Annotated in this window: 18 protein-coding genes; 8 read left to right on the forward strand and 10 right to left on the reverse strand. The window is 59.9% G+C overall.

Going from position 1 to position 22,089, the window contains the following annotated elements:
* Positions 1–5: 5 nt before the first annotated feature.
* The gene (gene dnaG / locus QA646_RS10135) at positions 6–2,000 is read right to left on the reverse strand and encodes a DNA primase (RefSeq protein ID WP_283055340.1); all 1,995 of its coding nucleotides are present in this window, start codon (positions 1,998–2,000) and stop codon (positions 6–8) included.
* A 570-nt stretch (positions 2,001–2,570) separates the two neighbouring features.
* Between dnaG and QA646_RS10140 the strand changes: the two genes are divergently transcribed.
* Both QA646_RS10140 and QA646_RS10145 read left to right on the forward strand, forming a co-directional pair.
* Positions 2,571–2,807: a DUF1344 domain-containing protein gene (locus QA646_RS10140; RefSeq protein WP_283055341.1), complete on the forward strand. Its 237-nt coding sequence runs from the start codon at positions 2,571–2,573 to the stop codon at positions 2,805–2,807.
* Positions 2,808–3,099: 292 nt separating this feature from the next.
* Complete coding sequence (locus tag QA646_RS10145) at positions 3,100–4,002, forward strand: hypothetical protein (RefSeq protein WP_283055342.1); 903 nt, start codon at positions 3,100–3,102, stop codon at positions 4,000–4,002.
* On the opposite strand, the gene QA646_RS10150 is transcribed toward QA646_RS10145, so the two are convergent.
* Entirely contained in the window at positions 3,983–4,435 is a 453-nt protein-coding gene (locus QA646_RS10150) for a GatB/YqeY domain-containing protein (RefSeq protein ID WP_283055344.1), read from the reverse strand. The two genes, QA646_RS10145 and QA646_RS10150, sit on opposite strands and share 20 nt — an antisense overlap.
* A 308-nt stretch (positions 4,436–4,743) precedes the next feature.
* On the opposite strand from QA646_RS10150, the gene carA reads away from it, so the two are divergent.
* Positions 4,744–5,952, forward strand: a complete 1,209-nt coding sequence (gene carA, locus QA646_RS10155) for a glutamine-hydrolyzing carbamoyl-phosphate synthase small subunit (protein ID WP_283055345.1) — start codon at positions 4,744–4,746, stop codon at positions 5,950–5,952.
* Between the two features lie 201 nt (positions 5,953–6,153).
* Here carA and QA646_RS10160 read toward each other — a convergent pair whose 3' ends face one another.
* From QA646_RS10160 to QA646_RS10175, 4 genes are all read right to left on the reverse strand, one after another.
* Positions 6,154–6,726 (reverse strand): EVE domain-containing protein, encoded by a 573-nt coding sequence (locus QA646_RS10160; protein ID WP_283055346.1) that lies wholly within the window; start codon positions 6,724–6,726, stop codon positions 6,154–6,156.
* Between the two features lie 95 nt (positions 6,727–6,821).
* A complete protein-coding gene (locus QA646_RS10165) occupies positions 6,822–8,219 on the reverse strand; it encodes an MATE family efflux transporter (RefSeq protein ID WP_283055347.1) in 1,398 nt (465 codons plus the stop codon).
* A gap of 146 nt (positions 8,220–8,365) precedes the next feature.
* Positions 8,366–9,622 carry a TCR/Tet family MFS transporter gene (locus QA646_RS10170; RefSeq protein WP_283055348.1) on the reverse strand — a complete coding sequence of 419 codons (1,257 nt, stop codon included), beginning with the start codon at positions 9,620–9,622 and terminating at the stop codon, positions 8,366–8,368.
* Between the two features lie 163 nt (positions 9,623–9,785).
* On the reverse strand, positions 9,786–10,697 hold the full coding sequence (locus QA646_RS10175; RefSeq protein WP_283055349.1) for a LysR family transcriptional regulator: 912 nt from the start codon (positions 10,695–10,697) through the stop codon (positions 9,786–9,788).
* A 117-nt stretch (positions 10,698–10,814) separates the two neighbouring features.
* On the opposite strand from QA646_RS10175, the gene QA646_RS10180 reads away from it, so the two are divergent.
* The gene (locus QA646_RS10180) at positions 10,815–11,807 is read left to right on the forward strand and encodes an aldo/keto reductase (protein ID WP_283055350.1); all 993 of its coding nucleotides are present in this window, start codon (positions 10,815–10,817) and stop codon (positions 11,805–11,807) included.
* A gap of 44 nt (positions 11,808–11,851) precedes the next feature.
* On the opposite strand, the gene QA646_RS10185 is transcribed toward QA646_RS10180, so the two are convergent.
* A complete protein-coding gene (locus QA646_RS10185; RefSeq protein ID WP_283055351.1) occupies positions 11,852–12,784 on the reverse strand; it encodes a neutral zinc metallopeptidase in 933 nt (310 codons plus the stop codon).
* A gap of 295 nt (positions 12,785–13,079) precedes the next feature.
* On the opposite strand from QA646_RS10185, the gene carB reads away from it, so the two are divergent.
* From carB to QA646_RS10200, 3 genes are all read left to right on the forward strand, one after another.
* On the forward strand, positions 13,080–16,565 hold the full coding sequence (gene carB / locus QA646_RS10190; protein ID WP_283055352.1) for a carbamoyl-phosphate synthase large subunit: 3,486 nt from the start codon (positions 13,080–13,082) through the stop codon (positions 16,563–16,565).
* A gap of 417 nt (positions 16,566–16,982) precedes the next feature.
* Positions 16,983–17,459 carry a transcription elongation factor GreA gene (gene greA / locus QA646_RS10195; protein WP_107108622.1) on the forward strand — a complete coding sequence of 159 codons (477 nt, stop codon included), beginning with the start codon at positions 16,983–16,985 and terminating at the stop codon, positions 17,457–17,459.
* A 6-nt stretch (positions 17,460–17,465) separates the two neighbouring features.
* Positions 17,466–18,545, forward strand: a complete 1,080-nt coding sequence (locus tag QA646_RS10200; protein ID WP_283055353.1) for a glycosyltransferase family 4 protein — start codon at positions 17,466–17,468, stop codon at positions 18,543–18,545.
* 9 nt (positions 18,546–18,554) lie between these two features.
* Here the strand turns inward: QA646_RS10200 and QA646_RS10205 are convergent, their stop codons facing one another.
* The 3 genes from QA646_RS10205 to QA646_RS10215 are packed head-to-tail and all read right to left on the reverse strand — an operon-like array spanning position 18,555 to position 20,867.
* Positions 18,555–19,469 carry a glycosyltransferase family 92 protein gene (locus QA646_RS10205; RefSeq protein WP_283055354.1) on the reverse strand — a complete coding sequence of 305 codons (915 nt, stop codon included), beginning with the start codon at positions 19,467–19,469 and terminating at the stop codon, positions 18,555–18,557.
* Between the two features lie 18 nt (positions 19,470–19,487).
* Positions 19,488–20,396 carry a glycosyl transferase gene (locus QA646_RS10210; RefSeq protein WP_283055355.1) on the reverse strand — a complete coding sequence of 303 codons (909 nt, stop codon included), beginning with the start codon at positions 20,394–20,396 and terminating at the stop codon, positions 19,488–19,490.
* 3 nt (positions 20,397–20,399) lie between these two features.
* Positions 20,400–20,867, reverse strand: a complete 468-nt coding sequence (locus QA646_RS10215; RefSeq protein ID WP_283055356.1) for an Lrp/AsnC family transcriptional regulator — start codon at positions 20,865–20,867, stop codon at positions 20,400–20,402.
* 240 nt (positions 20,868–21,107) lie between these two features.
* Here QA646_RS10215 and trxB point away from each other — a divergent pair, with 240 nt between their 5' ends.
* Positions 21,108–22,082, forward strand: coding sequence for a thioredoxin-disulfide reductase (gene trxB / locus QA646_RS10220; protein WP_283058829.1), 975 nt, complete (start codon positions 21,108–21,110; stop codon positions 22,080–22,082).
* The last annotated feature ends 7 nt before the right edge of the window (positions 22,083–22,089 follow it).

Below are 22,089 nucleotides of genomic sequence, written 5' to 3' on the forward strand. Positions count from 1 at the left end.
TATCCCTATTTCCCCGCGGCCCCTTTGATGCGGCCGGAAAGCACACCAAAGCCATCGATGATCGCCTCCTGGTTTTCCAGGCGTAAAGCTTCAAGCTGCACTTCCTGCAAAGCGCGCATCAACTGTTCGATAAGGTCGCCGTCGCCCTCCTCCGTTGCCTCCGCGATCGCGCTTTGCAGCTCTATCTTATGCCAACGCAGCGCTTTCGAGCGCTTGTGGAGCGCAAGCGCTTGGCGATAGCCCTCGCGTGCATCTTCGGTGGCGGCTTCCTCGGTCGCCGTCCAGAGGCGGGCGTTGCGCACCTGCTGGTCGAGGCTCTTCAGCAATGCGGCGAAACCCTGCTCCTCCAGGGCCTCGAGCAGCCGCTCGCGATTGAGCTGCGGACCGGCCATGGCTGCTGCCGTACCAAGCATGGCGGACCACAGACGCTGCAATTCGCGGCTTTCGTAATCGATCGCGGCGATCTCATCATATTCGTCCTGCAGCAGCGCCGGATGATTGACGATGGTCAACGCCAAAACGCTCTCGCGCAGTCCCGGTATATCTTGATGACCCTTGATCATCCCCGACCGCATCAAGCGATCGGTCGCCTTGGTGTTGGTGCCCGGTTGCCGATCTCGGCCCGGCCCGCCGCGGCCACCGAAATTGCGGCCGTTGCCGTCGCGGGAAAAACCGCGCCCCTGCTGATTGCCGCCGCCACGCTGAAACTGTGGCTGGAACAGCCCGTTCAGCCGATCGCGCATGTCCTGCTGATAATGCCGGCGGACATTCTCGTCCGATATGACCGAAACCATCTGCTTCAGCCGCGCCTCAAGCTCGGCGCGCGCCTCGGGAGTGTCGAAGGTGCCGATGCCCGCTTCGCGGCTCCAGATCATTTCCGCCAACGGCTTTGCCTGCGCCATCACCTTGTCGAAGGGCGCGCGACCGTCGTGGCGAACGAGATCGTCCGGATCCTTGCCGTCGGGCAGCAGCGCGAAGCGCACGGTGCGGCCCGGCTTGATATGCGGTAGCGCCAGATCGGCGGCGCGATTGGCAGCGCGAATGCCGGCGCCGTCGCCGTCGAAGCAGAGCACCGGCTGGGGTGTCATCTTCCACAGCAGTTCGAGCTGGTTTTCCGTCAGCGCCGTGCCGAGCGGCGCGACCGCGTTCTCGACGCCAGCCTGATGCAGCGCGATGACGTCCATATAGCCTTCGACGGCGATGATCGTCCCGGCGCCGTCATTCCCCTGGGCGGCACGGCGCGCACGCGTGAAATTATAGAGCACATTGCCCTTGTGAAAGAGTTCGGTCTCATTGGAATTGAGATATTTGGCCGGCGCATCCGGCGACATGGCACGGCCGCCGAAGGCGATCACCTTTTCACGCGAAGACAGGATCGGGAACATGATGCGGTCGCGGAAACGGTCGTAGGAGACTGGCACATTCTCGTGCACGACCAGGCCACAAGCTTCCATCTGCTCTTTCAACACGCCCTTGCCGGCTAAGAACTCCTTGAGCGCATTGCGGCTGTCCGGCGAGTAGCCGAGGCGGAAAGTCTCGATAGTGCGGCCGGTCAGACCCCGGTCGCGCAGATAGGCACGCGCCCTCGCCCCGTTTGCCGCCTGGAGCTGATCTTGAAAGAACTGCGTCGCCATTTCCATGACGTCGAGCAGGGATGTGCGTTCCTTTTGCCGCTTGGCCTCCATAGGATCGGCGACCGGCATGGGAACGCCCGCCATATCGGCAATCTGCTGCACCGCTTCGGGAAAGCTGAGCCCCTCGATCTCGGTCAGAAAACGGAAATGATCGCCTGTAACGCCGCAACCGAAACAGTGATAACGGCCCTTGCGGTCCTCGCAGTGGAAGCTCGGCGACTTTTCGCCATGGAACGGGCAGCAGGCCCAGTAATCGCCGCGCGGCACATTGGTCTTGCGCCGATCCCAGGTCACGCGTCGACCGATCACGTCCGAAATGGGAACGCGGTCGCGAATCTCATCGAGAAACGTATTGGAAAATCGCATGACTACCTCTGGCTTGCCCCCATATAATCAGGAACGCGGCGCATTACCACGAGAACCAGCCACCACGCCCGCTATTCACAGCCCTCTTCGCTGTATGGCCGAATTCAACCTTTCCGATCACAACTCCGTGAAAACTTCGGCGTCGTTCATGTTCGCGCACCCATTTGAAAGTCGGTTTTGGCATGATCTCAAGCAGGGTCCAGCCAAAAGCTTTGCAGCTTATATCTGCATCGCAGCAACCCGGCAGCACAGCCTGACCGTGCAAATAATCTCGCAAAAGCAAAGAGTTACTAAGAGGCAGATTGAATAATTAAGGGCATAAAGCGACAAAGGCAGCAATCATTGTCGGGATTCGAAGGCGCCCGGTCTCGCCTGCTGGTGGCGCTTTTGCGGCATAGTTCGTAAGCCAAACATTATTTTTTTGTAATTTGATTGTTGGTGTGCGGCGCAATAGCGTTCTTCTCACGGGACGAGACAAGCCGGCGAACAAATGGTTCGCGACGCGACATGCCTAGACGTCCCGACGAACGGGAAGCCAGAGGTACAGGTTTCCAGTTTAGGAGAATCCGAATGCGCGTTCTGCTCGTACCCTTCGCTGCCGCTGCCCTCTTCGCCACAGCTACCTATAGCTCGGCTACGACAACGCAGAGTGTAGCGCCGGCGGTGACGACGAGCGTGCTTTATGCTGGGGCCGACTATCAGGTGCCCATTGATATGAAAGTTCCGGCCCTCAAAGCCGGCATAAAGGTTCAGATGCTCTGGTCGCAGACACAAGACACGCCGCGGCAAATCAGGATCATCAGGTAAAGTTCACCCCATACTCAGGTGAGGCACCATCCCTACCCCCGGCGCCGCCTCACCTGGGTGCCTTTGCAATAGACGTTTGATTTTTGGGCCCCACCCTGCGTCATCAAACGGCTGCAAAGCGCAAGAAGGCAGGAGCTCCCCCCAGCTCCTGCCTTCTCTATTTCATCAGTTCATCAAACTTCCTGCCACGGCAATATATTAGTAACTTTGATTTTATCCGGCACCATCCAAATTCAATTGACAATTGACATTGCAAAACTGATGAATTCCCCGGCTCATCGGAAATCTCCATATGTCATTCGCTGCAGAAGAACTTGCCTCTGATCTTGGCTTCTTCACAATTGTTCTCGGCTGCTCGCGTGAGATGGTCGCCGCATACGTCGGCAATCCGCGCATGAGCTTGGTTTTTGCTTCCCAGCAACGTTGGCTGATGGCCCAAGCCGGCCTCGGACTGTATTATGGCGGTATCGACGGAGAGCAGCCGGGCTTTTATGCCCGCCGCTTTGCCGCTTACATTCTCAAACATGAGATCGCCAGCCACAATACGGCGCTGAGCTTTATGCAGGAAATGCTGGCCTATCGCTATATGCGCTATCTTCCCGATTCACCGGACAAGCGTCTGCGGCCAATCGAGCCGACCGAAGCGGCGGCGGAACAACTCTCGAAATGGCTTTATATCCATCTACTGGCGCTTGACAGCCTGGATGGTGGCCAGCGGATTGCAACTTTTGTCGAACGACCGGAACTCGTTGCCGCGCTGCAGCCGGCAATCGCATCCAGAATCATAGTCAGCGATCGGGTCCGTCATCCCGGCGAGACCTTCGATCTCTTCACCTGGGCAAATTCCGGCGGCGTCATAATGGATTATCTGATGTCCCGCATCGGGGCGATGGATCCGGCGGCAGCGAGAATGGACATCGGCCCAATTTCGTTCAGCGAGATCCGCGACCGATTCCTGATCTCCAGAACGCATGTGAAGCGGCTGATGGGCAAGGCATCGGCTATGGGAAGCGTGGGCTGGGTCGGCAGTCCGGGCAAGAGCAACTTCTGGCTCTTACGCGGCTTCATTCAGGAGTATTGGGATTACCAGGCCGAAAAATTCGCCATAATCGGCAATGTCTGGGAAGAAATCGTCGGCGCGCAGCCAGAGCCCGCGCCGACAGTGCAACAAAGGCTTACTTCAGCAGCTCTTTGAGGATTCCCGAAGCCTTGGCGAAGTCCATCTGCCCGGCATAGCGCTCGCGCAGGGCGGCGACGCACTTACCCATGTCCTTTAGACCCTGGGCGCCGAGCTCGGCCACGACGGCGACACAGATCTCGCGCACCTTCTCGTCGGAAAGCTGCTCAGGCATGAAGCCCTGGATGACGGCGATTTCCTCGCGTTCCTTGTCGGCCAGCTCCGGACGTCCGCCATCGATATAGATCTTCACCGACTCTTCGCGCTGCTTGATCATCTTGGCGAGCAACTGCAGAATCTCATCGTCGCTCGCCTGTTCCTTGCCGAGACCGCGATTGGAGATGTCCTTGTCCTTGATCGCGGCGAGGATGAGGCGCACGGTCGAAAGCCTCGCCGCGTCCTTGGCTTTCATGGCATCCTTCTGGGCGGTGGAAAGCGTTTCGCGGATCATGTCTTAAACTCCTTAAGCAGGCCGGCGACGATCGCCTGGCCTCTCTTTTCACGTTGCCAGTCTCATAGACCATCAGCAGCAATCAATGCAATTACATCAGGTCGTCTCGAAAGCCGGCGAATTCCTTGGCGGGAAACGAACGGGGCGCATTGACCGACACGCCTTGTTTGGCTATGTCCAGCACCTGCACATTAGATCGATATGAAGGTCTCAAGCCGCGACACACGTCGCCGGCTGCAATCTGCACAAACATGGCGGAAGCCCACGGTCTTTTCAAGGCCGCGCACGACGCCGGAAACGGGATGACAATGACCGCGACAGCCCCATGGACAACTGAAAAGCCGAGTGCCCTGCTCGTCCTCGCCGACGGCACCGTAATCGAAGGCAAAGGTATCGGCGCGACCGGCAAGGTCCAGGCCGAAGTCTGCTTCAACACGGCGCTGACCGGTTACGAGGAGATCCTGACCGATCCTTCCTATCTCGGCCAGATCGTTACCTTCACCTTCCCCCATATCGGCAATGTCGGCACTAATGACGAAGACATCGAAGATCTGACGCCTGCCGCCCGGCACGGCGCCGTCGGCGTCATCTTCAAGGCCGATATCACCGATCCCTCGAACTACCGCGCTGCAAAGCATCTCGACCAGTGGCTGAAGGCTCGCGGCATCATCGGCATGTGCGGCATCGACACCCGCGCGCTGACCGCCTGGATCCGCGAGAACGGCATGCCTAACGGCGTTATCGCCCATGATCCGAACGGCGTCTTCGATATCGAGCAGTTGAAGGCGGATGCGAAGTCCTGGAGCGGCCTGGAAGGCCTCGACCTCGCCAAGGTCGCCACGTCAGGACAATCGTCGCAATGGTCGCAGACGCCCTGGATCTGGAACGAAGGCTACGGCGAACTTAACGCCGACGATGCCAAATATCACGTCGTCTGCCTCGATTACGGCGTCAAGCGCAATATCCTGCGCCTCTTCTCCGGCCTCGATTGCAAGGTTACCGTATTGCCGGCAACCGCATCTACCGATGATGTGCTGGCGTTGAAGCCGGACGGCATTTTCCTGTCCAATGGCCCCGGCGACCCGGCGGCAACCGGCGAATATGCCGTTCCTGTCATCAAGGACCTGCTGAAAACCGAAATCCCGTTGTTCGGCATCTGCCTCGGCCACCAGATGCTCGGCCTGGCGCTCGGCGCCAAGACGGCGAAGATGCATCAGGGCCATCACGGCGCCAACCACCCGGTCAAGGATCACACCACCGGCAAGGTTGAGATCGTCTCGATGAACCATGGCTTCGCAGTCGACTCGAACTCGCTTCCGCAGGGCGTTGAGGAGACTCACGTTTCGCTCTTCGACGGCAGCAATTGCGGCCTACGCGTTTCCGGCAAGCCAGTCTTTTCCGTGCAGCATCACCCGGAAGCGTCTCCGGGCCCGCAGGATAGCCATTACCTCTTCCGCCGCTTCGTCAGTCTCGTGCGCGAGAAGAAGGGCGAAGCAGCTTTGGCCGAGCGCGCCTGAGTGCATCAGCCGCATAACCGCATAAGAAAGCCTCGGATTGGCAATCAATCCGAGGCTTTCTTTTTTGCGTCAAGTTGGGAGGTATAGAGCACTTCCAGGAAAAGTGCGCAGCGGTTTTCCGTCCGGATGCGCAAACACAAAGGGAAAGAGCGGGAAAGCGATTCCGTGAAACGCTGAACCGCTCCATATCTTCACATCGGCTTACGCCTGCAGGCGACGCTGCTTCACGACTTCCAGCTCGCTCGTCATGATCTCCTGCAGGAACTCGAAATCGGACTGTCCGAAGTCGACGAGCCCGAATCTCAATCTGTAGCCCCAGTTCTTGTCCTGGGTGAAATCCAGCCAACCCAGCAAGGGACGAAGCGGCTGTTCGGGCGCATCGAGCCAATCGACATCGCGCCGATAGGCTTTTCCACAATCCATCTGCGCCCGATAAACCTCGCCCTCACGGACATAGCCGATGGCCGTGAAGCTCTGGAAGCCATCCCGGCCTCCCATCGTCAGCGATGGCGAATAATAGACGATGCCGTCACCCGGCTTGATGCGCTTCAGCGGACCCGGCTTGCCGTGGCAAACCTGCATGAAGCCATGTTCCCGCCCGAGGCGAACGTGTTCGGCTGAAGCCACCGCCAGCCAATAGGATTTCGCGGCAGGCTTGGGTCCTTCGCGAGATACATTGGCATGCGGCAAGAGGCGTACCGTTGCACCCTCACTGATCGTTTCTTCCCGCGGGAACAGCGCGGCATCATTACGATTGCTTGCCTTGAAAATCATGATCGTCTCCCGTCGTTGGTATGAGACCAATATAGACGACCATGCTGTCAATTTTTGTCAGCAGTCTTGCAGATCAGACGTCAAACTGGCCGGCGTCAGCCGGCCAGTTTCTCCGAACGCACCAGGAAGTAGAACCGCGTGCAAAGCATCGTCGCAGCCGAGGCCAAACCCAGAAGAAAGCCGAACCAGATGCCTATCCCACCGAAGCCGAGCGGAAAGGCAAGGAGCCATGCCAGGAAGAAACCGATCGGCCAATAGGCGATCAATGCCATGATCATCGGCACGCGTGCGTCCTTCAGACCGCGCAGCAGTCCGCTGGCGATTGCCTGCAGTCCATCGACGAGCTGGAACAAGCCCGCTACGACGATCAGCGGCGCTGCATAGGCGAGCACCTGCGGCGCCTCGGCCGACTTGACGTCAAGAAACCAGCTTCCCAGCCACGATGGCACGGTCGCGAACAGGATGCTGCCGCAGAGCGCAATGCAGCTCGAAACGATGATCGCCACGATTGCCGCGCGCTTCAGGCCGAGATGATCACCCTGCCCGTGCGCGACACCCACCCGCACGGTCGCCGCCTGGCTGAGGCCGAGCGGGATCATGAAGGCGATCGACGCCCATTGCAGCGCGATACCATGCGCTGCAAGCTCGATCGTGCCGATCTGCCCCATGAGCAACGATGCTGCGGTGAAGAGGCTGACTTCGGCCAGCACCGTGACGCTGATCGGAAAGCCGAGACGGACGACATCCCACAGGGCATGCCAGTCCGGGCGCCAAAAGCGGACGAAAATCTCATAACGGCGCGTTTCTTCATGGCTCTGAACATAGCCGAGAATGAACAGGAATCCCGCCGTCTGCACCGCAACGGAGACGATAGCCGCACCGTGTAGCCCGAGGGCCGGCATGCCGAAATGGCCGAGCACCAGGCAATAGGCGAGCACGGCATTCATTACCAGCATGGCAATGGTGACCTTGAGTATGATGCCGGCGTGGCCGATGGCGCTGACCAGGGCGCGAATGACGTTGTAAAGCAGCCCCGGCAGCACGGCGAAGTGGCCGATCGCAATATAACCGCTCGCGAGCTTCGCAACATCCGGCTTTTGCCCGGCCGCAAGAAGGATCTGCTCCGAATAAAGAAAGGCCGGCTGCGCCACCAGCCAATAGACCGTGACGACCCATAGACCCATGCGCAACGCACGGCGCACCGAAGCCACATCGCCCTTGCCATAAGCCTGAGCCACCAGCGGCACGACGGCGATGGAGAAGCCCGAGCCGAAAATCAGAATCGTGAAGAGAAATTGCGCAGAGAGCACCATCGCCGCCAGTTGCTCGGCTCCGAGACGGCCGACGATCATCACATCCGTAGTGTTGATGCCAAGCTGCGCCAGTTGCGCACCGATCAGCGGTATGCCGAGCGCCAGGGTGGCGCGGACATGCGCAGACCACGAATTATTATTGTCGTGCGCGAAGGAGCGCGCAGCTACCGGCGTATCCATCTTGAAAACTCGATTTAAGAAAGCGCGGACCCACCTACCCAGGGGTGCGCAAGCCAATCGGCTTAGCGCAACTTGGCCCAAAAAGCCAGCCGTCAAAACTCCGGCGCTGAAGAATTCATCATATCATCAAAATATCTGATGAATATTTAGGCCACTTCCTGAACGGCCGGTTCCATCACGGCTTTCGGTTCATTCTTGTGTACCTTGGCGACGAAAAGGATCACCGCAGCCGCAATCAGCAACGCCGACATGATGAACGGGGCGCCGGCGAAAACGAGAGGCGCCGACGGTGCGGTAAAATAGCGAAACAGGTAGGGAAACAGCACAGGCCCGATGATGGCGGTAATGCTGGTCAAGCTGCCGAGAGCGCCTTGCAGCTCGCCCTGTGCCGATGGCGGCACTTTGCTGGCTGCGATGGAGCGCAGCGGCGCGTCCGCGACGTTCTCGATCACGGTGACGATGATCACGGCATAGACCATCCAGCCCTGCCAAGCGAAAGCATATCCCAGCAAGCCGACGCCGGAAAAGACGAGCCCGAACACCACGGTCTTCCATTCGCCGAACACCGGCACGATGCGAGGCAAAGCAAACCCCATCACCAGCGCCATGCCGATGCCGTAGGTGCCCAGCGACAGGCCGATTTCCAACGAGGTCCATCCATAACGATAGGAACTGACGAAGGACCAGACCGCCGGAAAGACGCCATGCGCCAGCCAGTTGAAGAACATGACGACGAAGACCCAACCGAGGCCCTGATAGCGGCGCACTTGCCGCAATGCGCCGAGCGGGCTGGCGCGCCAAAATTCGAACCGGCGGCGGTTCCTCGCTTCCAGCGTTTCCGGCAGGAGGAAATAGGCGCCGATAAAGTTCAGGAGCGACAGCGCTGCTGCACCATAAAAGGGCGCGCGCGGGCCGAATTCGCCCAGGAAGCCGCCGATCACAGGCCCGAGCACGAAGCCGACGCCAAAGGCCATGCCGATCAGCCCGAAATTTTTAGCCCGGTTCTCGTCATTGCTGATGTCGGCGATATAGGCGGAGCATGTCGAGAAACTCGCCCCACTGACACCGGCCAGGATGCGGCCGGCGAACAATATCCAGTAGCTTCCGGCAATGGCGCAGATGAAATTGTCGATCGCGAAGGTCAGCACGGATGCGAGCAGGATCGGACGGCGGCCGAAACGGTCGCTCAAATTGCCAATCAACGGCGAGAACAGGAATTGCATCGCGGCATAGGCAAGCAACAGCCAGCCGCCATCCGTGGCCGCCTCGCTGACCGAAGCGCCCGTCAGTTCTTCGAGATATTTCGGCATGACCGGCATGATGATGGCAATGCCGATAACGTCGAGGAAGAGAATGACAAAGACGAGGAAAAGACCGCGACGTACAAATTTCTGATCGATCATGGAGTTTGCCTATTGGTGGCCCCATCTCCATGAAGAGACAGAACGTGAACGAAAAATCAAAGCGTCCCCATACCTAAAGATTTTGCCGGAAACAATCCGTGAACGCTTCAATCTTCTTGAATTGCCGAGCGATTTTTTTGATCTTCGGCGTAAAGATGACAGCCTATCCTTCGTGCTTGCGCCGCTGTTCCAATTTCAGAAAATCGACGAAGGCTCGAAGCGGCGCCGGCATATGGCGGCGGCTGGCATAATAGAGAAAAGGACCCGGAAAGGCAGTATCCCAGTCTTCGAGAATCGGCACCAGATCACCGCTTGCAATTTGCGGCGCGACGAATTCGCTGAAGGTCCGGATGATGCCGAGGCCCTCCACGGCGGCACTGCGTTCGATATCCACGGAATTGGCGGCGAGAACCATGGGCGGCGAGATGACGATCGTCTCGCCTTCCCTTTCGAACTCCCAGGGAAAGGCCGAACTGCCGAGGAAACGGTGCCGGATGCAGCGATGATCGAGAATGTCGCGCGGGTGACGAGGCGTACCATTCGCCGCAAGATAGGCCGGCGACGCGGCGGTGACGTAGCATTGCTGCCGTGGTCCGATCGGCACGGCGATCATATCCTTTTCCAGCCGCTCGTCGTAACGGATGCCGGCATCATAGCCGCCCGCCAGCACGTCGATAAAACTGTCTTCGGCGACGATTTCGACCGAGATGCCCGGATAGGCCTTTAGAAAGCGGTTGATGATTCCCGGCATGATGACGATAGCGGCCACCGTCGGTACATTGAGCCGCAGGGTCCCCCCAGGACTATCGCGGAATGTGTTGATCTCATCGAGCGCGGTGGCGATCTCGCCCATCGCCGGTGCCAGCCGCTCGATCAGCCGCGCGCCGGCCTCGGTCGGCGTGACGCTGCGGGTGGTACGGTTGAGCAGACGCACACCGAGCCTTTCCTCAAGCCGCCGCAGTGCCTCGCTTAATGATGATGCGGAGACATGGCGCTTACGCGCCGCCTCACGAAAACTGCGCTCGCGGGCAACGGCGGCAAAGGCATCGAGATCGGCAAGCGGCAAATCACTCATTATGCGAAATTCCAAACAACCTGTTTCGACTTAGGCGGATTATCGCACAACAATCGATGGAGTAAACCAATATCGAAGACGCCTCTTGGAGAGCGCCGCTGATGAAGGAGAACTGAAATGCAGATGCGTCAATTGGGTAAGACCGGCCCCGAAGTGTCCGCCATCGGCCTCGGCTGCATGGGCATGTCCGGCATGTACGGACCGTCCGACCGCGCCGAAAGCATTGCCACCATTCACGCCGCCCTCGACGCCGGCATCAACCTGCTCGATACCGGCGATTTCTATGGCATGGGCCACAATGAAATGCTGATCGGCGAAGCGATCAAAGGGCTGAAGCGCGACGATTTCCTGATCAGCGTCAAGTTCGGCGCGCTTCGCGATCCCGCCGGCGCCTGGTCGGGCTATGATGCGCGTCCAGCCGCGATCCGTAACTTCCTCGCCTATACGCTGCAGCGCCTCGGCGTCGACCATATCGACATCTATCGCCCTGCCCGCCTCGATCCGAACGTGCCGATCGAGGAGCAGGTCGGAGCCATGGCCGATCTGATCAAGCAAGGTTATGTCAGGCATATCGGCCTCTCCGAAGTCGGCGCCGAGACCATCCGCCGTGCGGCTGCCGTGCATCCGATCGCAGATCTGCAGATTGAATATTCGCTGATCTCGCGCGGCATCGAGGACCAGATCCTGCCCACCTGCCGCGAACTCGGGATCGGAATCACCGCCTATGGCGTTCTCTCCCGCGGCCTGATCAGTGGCCACTGGCAGAAGGACGCGGTGCAGAAAGGTGACTTCCGCGCCGCAAGCCCGCGCTTCCAGGCAGGCAATGTCGAGAAAAACCTGGAATTGGTGGAAGCACTGCGCCAGATCGCCGATGCCAAGGGCGTCAGCGTCGCCCAGATCGCCATTGCCTGGGTCGATGCCCAAGGTGAGGACATCATCCCCCTCATCGGCGCCCGCCGCCGCGATCGCCTGACCGAAGCCCTCGGCTCGCTATCGGTCGAATTGTCCGCCGCGGATTTCGCAGCGATCGAACGCGCGGTCCCGAAGGACGCCGCCGCCGGCAGCCGTTACCCGAAAGCGCAATTGGCGCATATGGACAGCGAAAAATAGGCAACGATCACCTTCTCCCCCCTGCAGGGAGAAGGTATTTCCTTCTAAACCGGATTGTTCAGCGTATCGCAATCACTGAGCTTTCCGGATTGGAAGCCCTGCTTGAACCATTTCACACGCTGAGCCGAAGTGCCGTGGTTGAAGCTATCCGGAACGACATAGCCCTGGCTGCGCTTCTGCAGCGTATCGTCGCCGATCTGCTGTGCGGCATTCAGCGCCTCTTCGAGGTCGCCTTCCTGCAAAATCCCTTTCTGCTGGGTGAATTTACCCCAGACGCCAGCGAAGCAATCGGCTTGCAGCTCGATGCGTACCGACATCTTGTTGGCGTCCGCCTCGCTCATGGTTTGGCGAGCCTGGTTGAACTTTGGCAGAATACCAAGGAGATCCTGAACATGATGGCCGACCTCGTGCGCGATCACATAGGCCTGCGCGAAATCGCCGGATGCGCCGAATTGATCCTTCATCTGCTGGAAGAACGCCATGTCGAGATAGACCTTCTGGTCACTCGGGCAATAGAAAGGCCCGGTCGCAGCCGAAGCCGTGCCGCAGGCTGACGGGAAACGGCCCGAGAACAGCACCAGCTTCGGATCGGTGTAGGTCTTGCCCATCGACTTGAAGATGCCGGTCCATGTGTCTTCCGTATCGGCAAGCACCGTTGCGACGAACTGCTTCATCTCGTCGTTGGCCGGGGCATTGCCGCCGCGGGAATCGCTCTGCTGGTAACCTGGCCCACCGTCCAAGGCGCCGCTCTGCTGCAGGAGTCCGATGACATCGACGCCCATGGCCTTCAGCACCAGGAAAATCACCACCAGAATGATGATGGTGCTGACGCTCAAACCGCCGCCGCGCCGCATGCCGCCGCCGGGAAAGCCCATGCCGCCACCGCCGAAGGGACCGCCTCCCGAGCCGCCGTCCATCGGCGATGAACCGCGCTCATCCTCGATATTGTCGGATTGCCGACGCCCTTTCCAATCCATGATTGTACCTCCCAGCGATGCACCGATTCAATGTTCCCTGATCCCCTTATATATCCGCGAAGGTGCGCAGCACCAGTTGCTCGTGAGGATAGAATCTGAACTTGCACGGGAATATCGGGAAGCAGCTCCGGCGTCCGTTTCCGGATTCCTGTCGATTCCGTGATTTATGGGGTTCCGTTTGCAAATACATTTGCCTATAAGCCGCTTCTAGCCTGAAAAGACTTGCCCATGCGCCCCGGCCGGTGATCTCCCACCCTGGCCGGTTTTTCGCGCAACCAAAAACGGATGAGAGCCCATGCCGAAGCGCCAAGATATTAAATCGATCCTTATCATCGGTGCAGGACCGATTGTCATTGGCCAGGCTTGCGAGTTCGATTATTCCGGTACGCAAGCCTGCAAGGCACTCCGGGAGGAAGGCTACCGCGTCATCCTCGTCAACTCCAATCCGGCAACGATCATGACCGATCCGGGCTTGGCGGACGCGACCTATGTCGAGCCGATCACGCCGGAAGTGGTCGCCAAGATCATCGCCAAGGAGCGCCCGGATGCGCTGCTGCCGACCATGGGCGGCCAGACCGCCCTGAACACGGCGCTCTCGCTGAAGCGCATGGGCGTGCTCGACCGCTACAATGTCGAGATGATCGGCGCAAAGCCCGCCGCGATCGACATGGCCGAAGACCGCGCCCTCTTCCGCGAAGCCATGGCCCGCATCGGCCTCGAAACCCCGCGTTCGATGCTGGCGAACGCCACCGATATCAAGGACGCCGACCGCAAGACGCATGAGGCCGAGCGCACCAAGCTGAAGGCACAGCTTTCCGGCGGTGAACTCGACAAAGCGCTGGACGAGCTGGAAAACCAGTGGAACCTCGGCGAAAGCGATCGCAAGCAGCGCTATATGAACCACGCCATGGCGGTCGCTGCCCAGGCGCTCGATCATGTCGGCCTGCCCGCCATCATCCGCCCCTCCTTCACGCTCGGCGGCACCGGCGGCGGCATCGCCTATAACCGTTCGGAATTCTTTGAGATCGTCAGCGGTGGTCTCGACGCTTCCCCGACCACGGAAGTCCTCATCGAGGAATCGGTGCTCGGCTGGAAGGAATTCGAGATGGAAGTGGTCCGCGACAAGGCGGACAATTGCATCATCATCTGCTCGATCGAAAACATTGACCCGATGGGCGTTCATACCGGCGATTCGATCACCGTCGCCCCGGCGCTAACGCTGACCGACAAAGAATACCAGATCATGCGTAACGCCTCGATCGCGGTTCTGCGCGAGATCGGCGTCGAGACCGGCGGCTCGAACGTGCAGTTCGCCGTCAATCCGCAAGACGGTCGCCTCGTCGTCATCGAAATGAACCCCCGCGTGTCACGCTCCTCCGCCCTGGCCTCGAAGGCCACCGGCTTCCCGATCGCTAAGGTCGCGGCCAAGTTGGCAATCGGCTATACGCTGGACGAACTGGAAAACGACATTACCGGCGGCGCGACGCCGGCATCGTTCGAGCCCTCGATCGATTACGTCGTCACGAAAATTCCGCGCTTCGCCTTCGAGAAATTCCCGGGCGCCTCGCCGGTGCTGACCACCGCCATGAAGTCGGTCGGCGAAGTCATGGCGATCGGCCGCACCTTCGCGGAATCGCTGCAAAAGGCGCTTCGCGGCCTCGAAACCGGTCTTACCGGCCTCGATGAAATCGAAATTCCCGGCACCGAAGAGGGCGAAGGCAGCCAGAACGCCATCCGCGCCGCCATCGGCACACCCACTCCCGACCGTCTGCGTATGGTCGCCCAGGCATTGCGCCTCGGCATGAGCCCGGAAGAAGTGCACGAAGGCTGCAAGATCGACCCGTGGTTCATCGCCCAGTTCAAGGCGATCGTCGACATGGAAGCCCGCATCCGCGAGCATGGCTTGCCGGAAGATGCATCCAACCTGCGCATGCTGAAAGCCATGGGCTTCTCGGACGCACGCCTTGCGACGCTGACCGGCAAGCGCCCGAAGGAAGTTGCGGAACTGCGCAACGGCTTGAACGTCCGCCCAGTCTTCAAGCGCATCGATACCTGCGCCGCCGAGTTCGCCTCGCCGACCGCCTATATGTATTCGACCTATGAGACACCCTTCGTCGGCGCCGCCCGCACGGAAGCGCAGGTTTCCGACCGCAAGAAAGTCGTCATCCTCGGCGGCGGTCCGAACCGCATCGGCCAGGGCATCGAATTCGACTATTGCTGCTGCCACGCTGCCTTCGCGTTGAAGGATGCCGGCTATGAAGCGATCATGATCAACTGCAACCCGGAAACCGTCTCGACCGACTACGACACCTCAGACCGTCTCTATTTCGAGCCGCTGACTGCCGAAGACGTGATCGAGATCCTGAGGGCGGAGCAGGAGAACGGCGAAGTTGTCGGCGTGATCGTGCAGTTCGGCGGTCAGACCCCGTTGAAGCTCGCGGAAGCGCTGGAAAAGAACGGCATCCCGATCCTCGGCACCGCGCCTGACGCGATCGACCTCGCCGAAGACCGTGACCGCTTCCAGAAGCTGCTCATGAAGCTCGACCTCAATCAGCCGAACAATGGCATCGCCTATTCGGTGGAACAGGCCCGCCTCGTCGCCGCCGAGATCGGCTTCCCGCTGGTGGTGCGCCCGTCCTACGTCCTCGGCGGCCGTGCCATGCAGATCATTCATTCGGAAGGCATGTTGCAGACCTATCTTCTCGACACCGTGCCAGAACTGGTGCCCGAAGACATCAAGGCCCGCTATCCGAACGACAAGACCGGCCAGATCAACACCCTGCTCGGCAAAAATCCGCTGCTATTCGACAGCTATCTCACCAACGCCATCGAAGTCGACGTCGACTGCCTGTCCGACGGCACCGAGGTCTACGTTGCCGGCATCATGGAGCACATCGAAGAGGCCGGCATCCACTCGGGCGACTCGGCCTGCTCCCTGCCGCCGCGCACGCTGTCGCCCGCGATGATCGATGAGCTGGAGCGCCAGGCGAAGGCCATGGCCAAGGCGCTGAACGTCGGCGGCTTGATGAATGTACAGTTCGCCATCAAGGACGACACGGTCTACGTGCTCGAAGTCAACCCGCGCGCCTCGCGCACCGTGCCCTTCGTCGCCAAGACCATTGGTGCGCCGATCGCCAAGATCGCCGCCCGCGTCATGGCCGGCGAAAAGCTGGACGCGACCTTCGCCGCCTACGGCGAAAAGCCCGATCCGCGCAAGCTGAAGCACATCGCCGTCAAGGAAGCCGTTTTCCCCTTCGCCCGTTTCCCCGGTGTCGACACCCTGCTCGGACCGGAAATGCGCTCGACCGGCGAAGTCATTGGCCTAGATACGGATTTCGCGCTGGCCTTCGCCAAGTCACAGCTCGGCGCCGGTGTCGAGCTGCCGCGTGACGGAACCGTCTTCGTCTCCGTGCGCGACGACGACAAGCCGCGCGTTCTGCCCGCCATCCGCATGTTGACCGAACAGGGCTTCAAGGTGCTCGCAACCGGCGGCACTCAGCGTTTCCTCGCCGAAAACGGCATCGAGGCAACGAAGATCAACAAGGTGCTGGAAGGCCGTCCGCATATCGAGGACGCGATCCGCAACCGCCAGGTCCAGCTCGTCATCAACACGACGGACAGCAACAAGGCGATCTCGGACTCGAAATCGCTGCGCCGCGCGACGCTGATGCAGAAGGTGCCCTACTACACCACCATGGCCGGCGCCGAAGCCGCCGCCATGGCGATCAAGGCATTGAGGGCCGGCAATCTCGAAGTCCAGCCTCTGCAGAGCTACTTCTGAGAGCTGTTTCAGAACGACGGAGCCTACTCGGGGCTTCGTCATCATCTGCGCCGATGTTCCGCTTCGCTCGTCTGAGCGGACGGGCATGCCACGACTATACCGGCAAGAAGGATTGCCGCGCCGACCCAGACGTTGGGGCAACCGCCTATTCTTCCAAACGATGCAGGGCAAATCCGCGGCGGCTGATATCGTCCGTCGCCGCCAACCTGCCGGTCGATGTGTGTATGGAAACACGCGTCAGAGAGGATCGGCCAAGATCAGCACGGTCATAAGTCACCGAATTTTCTGGAAATCGGCTGTCGCAATCTGCTATAGATGACAGAATAATGGCTCTGTATGGTTCCGAAGTACCGCTTCGGGACCTGTTTTCTTTTTGTGTCTGCGACAGAGCAACGCAGGGAGTGAAGGACAAGAAAAATGGTTGAAAAGGTACCGATGACGCAGAACGGGTTCGTCAAGCTGCAGGAAGAACTGCGCTGGCGTCAGCAGGAAGAGCGCCCGCGAATCATCGAGGCAATTTCGGAAGCACGTGCCCATGGCGATCTCTCCGAAAACGCCGAGTACCACGCCGCCAAGGAAGCCCAGAGCCACAATGAAGGCCGCATCACCGAGCTTGAAGATCTGACGGCGCGCGCCGAAGTCATCGACCTCTCGAAGATGTCCGGTTCGAAGATCAAGTTCGGCGCCAAGGTGAAGCTCGTCGACGAGGACACCGAGGAAGAGAAGATCTACCAGATCGTCGGCGACCAGGAAGCCGACGTGAAGGCAGGCCGCATCTCCATCTCTTCGCCGATCGCACGCGCTCTGATCGGCAAGGAAGTGGGCGATTCCATCGAGGTCAACGCGCCCGGCGGCGCGAAGGCCTATGAAATCCTCTCCGTCTCCTGGGGCTGATCGCCCGTGCGCGATCGTGACGTATCGCATGCAAGCGACCTCAGCGAAATCGAGGTCATCGCGACGAACTTCAAACGCCGGCTTTCCGGCGTTACGTCAACGATCGTGCAATTGATCCCGAAACAGCTCGAACTCGGCTGCCATATCGCCACGCTCGGTCCGGGCTTGCCGGAAGACCTGCCGAAGCTCGGCTGGGCGCGGCTGCCCGGTCTCTGGACGAAGCCACGCCGCCACCGTGTTCGTGTCTGGCATGCCCGCCGCAACAATGAAATGCTGGTCGGGCTGTTGCTGCGCTCCGTGCTGCGTATGCCGCTGAAGCTGGTCTTCACATCGGCTGCCCAGCGCCGCCACACCGCCTATACGCGTTGGCTGATCCGCCGCATGGACGCGGTGATCGCCACGAGCACGCGCTCCGGCAGCTTCCTGCAGGTGCCGCACACTGTCATCCAGCACGGCATCGACCTCAACATGTTTCATCCGCCGGAAGTGCCCAGCGATCGCATGGCCTCAACAGGCCTGCCCGGCACCTATCTGATCGGCTGCTTCGGCCGCGTCCGCCATCAGAAGGGGACGGATCTCTTCGTCAAGGCGATGATCGAGCTTCTGCCGCGCTATCCGGACTGGACCGCCGTCATCTGCGGCCGGGTAACCGCCGAGCATCGCGGCTTCGCGGACGAATTGGTAAAGATGGCGGCCGCGGCCGGCCTCACGGACCGCATCCGCTTTCTTGGAGAAGTCGACGATATCCGGCCTTGGTATCGTCGAGCGACCCTTTATGTCGCCCCTTCCCGCAATGAAGGTTTCGGACTGACGCCGCTGGAAGCCATGGCCTCGCGCACCGCCGTTGTCGCCTCCGACGCCGGCGCCTATGCCGAGCTGATTGTGCCTGGAGAAACCGGCGCGGTCGTACCCGCCGGCGATGGCGAGGCGCTGACGAAAGCGATTGCCTTCTATCTCGCCAATCCCGAAGAGGCGCTTAGCCAAGGTGAAAATGCGGTGCGACACGTACGCAGCGAATTCGCTTTGGAAAAAGAGGCGGCTGCGATCGGCGACATCTACCGGCAATTGCTCGGCGGCACCCGCTGAAACGACGGATTACTGACCAAGATCGATCCCGTTGCGCTCGATGAAATCGATCATCGCCCGATCCTCGACCAGATCCTCCTCGATGCTTTTGACGATCGACAGAACCTTGTCGCGGTACTTGGTCGGCGAGGCGTCGTAGGACCATCCGCGCGTCAGCTTGGTCATCAGCTCTTCGCGGGATTTGGTGTAGTAGTGATTGAGCTGCAAGAATCGGTTCGAATAAAAATCCGCCGATTTCCGCGCGCGACGCGTGAAACGCTTTCCGGCATCGTTCGCAGTCAGATCGCCAAATGCGCGCGTCTGAAACTGATGCACGGTGACCTCCGTCACTTCGCAGGGGTCAACGATGCATTTGAAATTGCTTACATTTTCCTTGCGCGTCATCGGATCGGCACCGCGCATCGTATAGTTTAGCGTCAATGGCCCATCGGGGCGCTTCTCGTGACCGCTTGTCGCGAACATGTGCCACGGCAGCGAGACATTTGGAAAATCGCCAACCGCCTCCAGCGCCTGTTCGACCGTTCTCCCCTGCTTCGGCAGCAGGAACTCGTCCACGTCGATGAAGGCCATCCAGCGATATGCGCCGCCGAAATTGAGGATGGCATGGGCGAAGACAATGACTTGACCGTTGAGCGTCGCCTCAGTGGCAGCGTCTTTCATCCGGCCGGCCCAGGGAATGATCGTCAGCGTGTCGGCATCGAGGAAATCCCGCAGGATGGCGAGGGTTTCGTCCGTCGAGCCATTGTCATAGATATAGAAGTGACGAATACCGACGGCCCGGTGAAACCGCACCCATTCCTCGATATAAGGCGCCTCATCCTTGACGCAGGCGGCGATCGCGATGCCGTGCCGGCCCTCCTGCGGCTTCGGCGGCTCGATCGCAAGCCGCTTCGCATCAGATACCTTGGGCTTCAGCCAACCCATGCGTCCATTCCCCGCAACTCAGATCATCGATACGGCGGCAAACCGCGCATCATAACCAAATCCATGCTTCAACAGCGCCGAAACCGGCGAATAATTGACGAACGTCACGCCTCGCTCCGAGGCGATTTCCTTTGCCAGAACGAAGTGTTCGAGGATGCGACCCTCGGCCTGAGCGATGCCGGAAAAGGCGGTCTCATCGCTGGTTTCGTAAAAGCGGGGCTCACCGGCGTTGGAAATGTCGATGCCCAGGAAGCCGATCGTTTTAGGCGAGCAATAAAGCGCGAACTGCAGTGCCGAGACCGCGACCGAGCCACCCTGGAAAACACCGCGATCCGGCGCGAAGGAAAAGCCGGCGGAACCCGTTGCATTGAGCCGTACGAAATCGAGCTTCCTGATATCATCCATGGAGCGTCGGCGCGCGCCGTAAGGCTTGCGGATATCGTCGATCAGAATGACGGTCTTGTCCGCCAGCCAGCGGCTGTCGAGTTCCGAGATCGCTCGGAGCACGGCGACCGAAAACAGGCAAATCGTATCGGACTTGATCCTGCGCCGCATCATCTCGGAATGCCGCCAGACGAAACGTTCGTCCTCCACGGCGATGGCAAGCGGTTCGGCAATCTGCTCGCCGATCAACCCGATAGCACCGTTCAGCAGGATGGCGCTGCCTTTCTCAAGCCCGGTCAGATCGCAGTCACGGATCGATGGGCCCGAGCCGACGATATGGATGACTTGGCCGGACTTTTCACGCAAACGATCGATGGAAGAAAGGGCCGTGACCTTAGTGCGATGGTGATATACCTCGCCTACGCCGTTCGCCCGCACGATGTTAAGTCCCGGAAACCAATCCTGCGCATGGGCCCGCGAACCGCCGAGCAGCAGGCGTGCGCCCGTTTTGATTAGAGATCGGTGCCAGGGGCGGTCCGCCATACCCTAGAGCTCCACCAGCCCGAGTTTCTTTACCTGCCGGATGGTCAGCATGGTGCGCACCGTATCGACATGCTCATTCGCAGTCAGCACCTCGATGACGAAATCCTGGAACCGGGTGAGGTTTTCAGCAACACAATGCAGCAGGAAATCGCTGTCGCCGGAAACCATCCATGCCTGGCGTACCAGCGGCCACTCCGCTGTTACGGCGGCGAAAGCTTTGAGATTGGCTTCCGACTGATGCTTGAGGCCGACCATGCAGAAAGCGACAAGATCGAAGCCGAGCTTCGGGCTGTTCAGCATCGCATGATAGCCCTCGATGACGCCGGCCTCCTCCAGCTTGCGCACCCGGCGCAGGCAGGGCGGCGCGGAGATGCCGACACGATCTGCGAGTTCGACATTGGTCATGCGCCCGTCGCGCTGGAGTTCCCGCAAGATCTTGATATCGATGGCGTCGAGGTCAGCCCGCAGCACTTTTCTTGCCTTTCTTTAATTCCCAACCGGCAGCTTCTATATAAAGCGGGAAAATACGCAAGAAAGTTTCCCACGCGTAACCGAATCTTACACAAAGCAGATTTGCTCTGTTAGTAATGCAAGGCTGCCCTTGAATAAATGCATGCGGCAATCATAAATGAGGCGGCGGATCGTGAAATCGCCTGCTTTTAACCGTTTGAAGCCGCGACTTCCGAAGCGCTTAGATTGAAAGGACTTCTTATGCCTGCCCGCCATACCAAGGTGCTCATCATCGGTTCCGGTCCTGCCGGCTATACGGCCGCCGTCTATGCCGCGCGCGCTATGCTGAAGCCGGTTCTGATCGCCGGCCTTGAACAGGGCGGCCAGCTCATGATCACCACGGATGTCGAAAACTATCCAGGCTTCGCCGATCCGATCCAGGGCCCTTGGCTGATGGAGCAGATGCTGCTGCAGGCCCAGCATGTCGGCGCGGAGATCGTCAACGACCTCGTGACTGAGGTTGATACCACGCAGCGCCCCTTTGTCGCGCGCACCGACAGCGGTCAGGTCTGGACTGCCGACACGCTGATTATCGCGACCGGCGCCAAGGCCAAATGGCTGGGCATCGAGAGTGAACAGCATTTCCAGGGCTTCGGCGTTTCCGCCTGCGCCACCTGCGACGGCTTCTTCTATCGCAACAAGGATGTGATCGTGGTCGGCGGCGGCAACAGCGCCGTCGAGGAAGCGCTCTATCTTTCCAATATCGCCAAGTCGGTGACCGTCGTGCATCGCCGCAATTCGTTCCGCGCCGAAAAGATCCTGCAGGAGCGCCTGTTCGCCAAGGCAAACGTCAAGGTTCTCTGGAATACCGAGGTTGCCGAAATCACCGGTGCGCCGGCCAAGCCGCCGATGCCGCCGTCGGTTTCCGGCGCACGCCTGCGCGACACCCTCACGGGCGTTGTCAGCGATGTGGCGATCGACGGCGTCTTTGTCGCCATCGGCCATGCACCGGCGATCGAGCTCTTCAAGGGCAAACTGAAGCTCAAGGACAATGGCTATCTCTGGACCGCGCCCGATTCGACGGCGACCAGCGTCGAAGGCATCTATGCCGCCGGCGACGTGACAGACGATACGTTCCGGCAGGCGATCACGGCAGCAGGGATGGGCTGCATGGCAGCGCTTGAAGCCGAACGTTATTTGACCGGGCATATGCCGGTCGCCGTGGCTGCGGAGTAATGCAGCC

Source organism: Rhizobium sp. CB3090 (assembly GCF_029714285.1).
GTDB lineage: Bacteria > Pseudomonadota > Alphaproteobacteria > Rhizobiales > Rhizobiaceae > Rhizobium.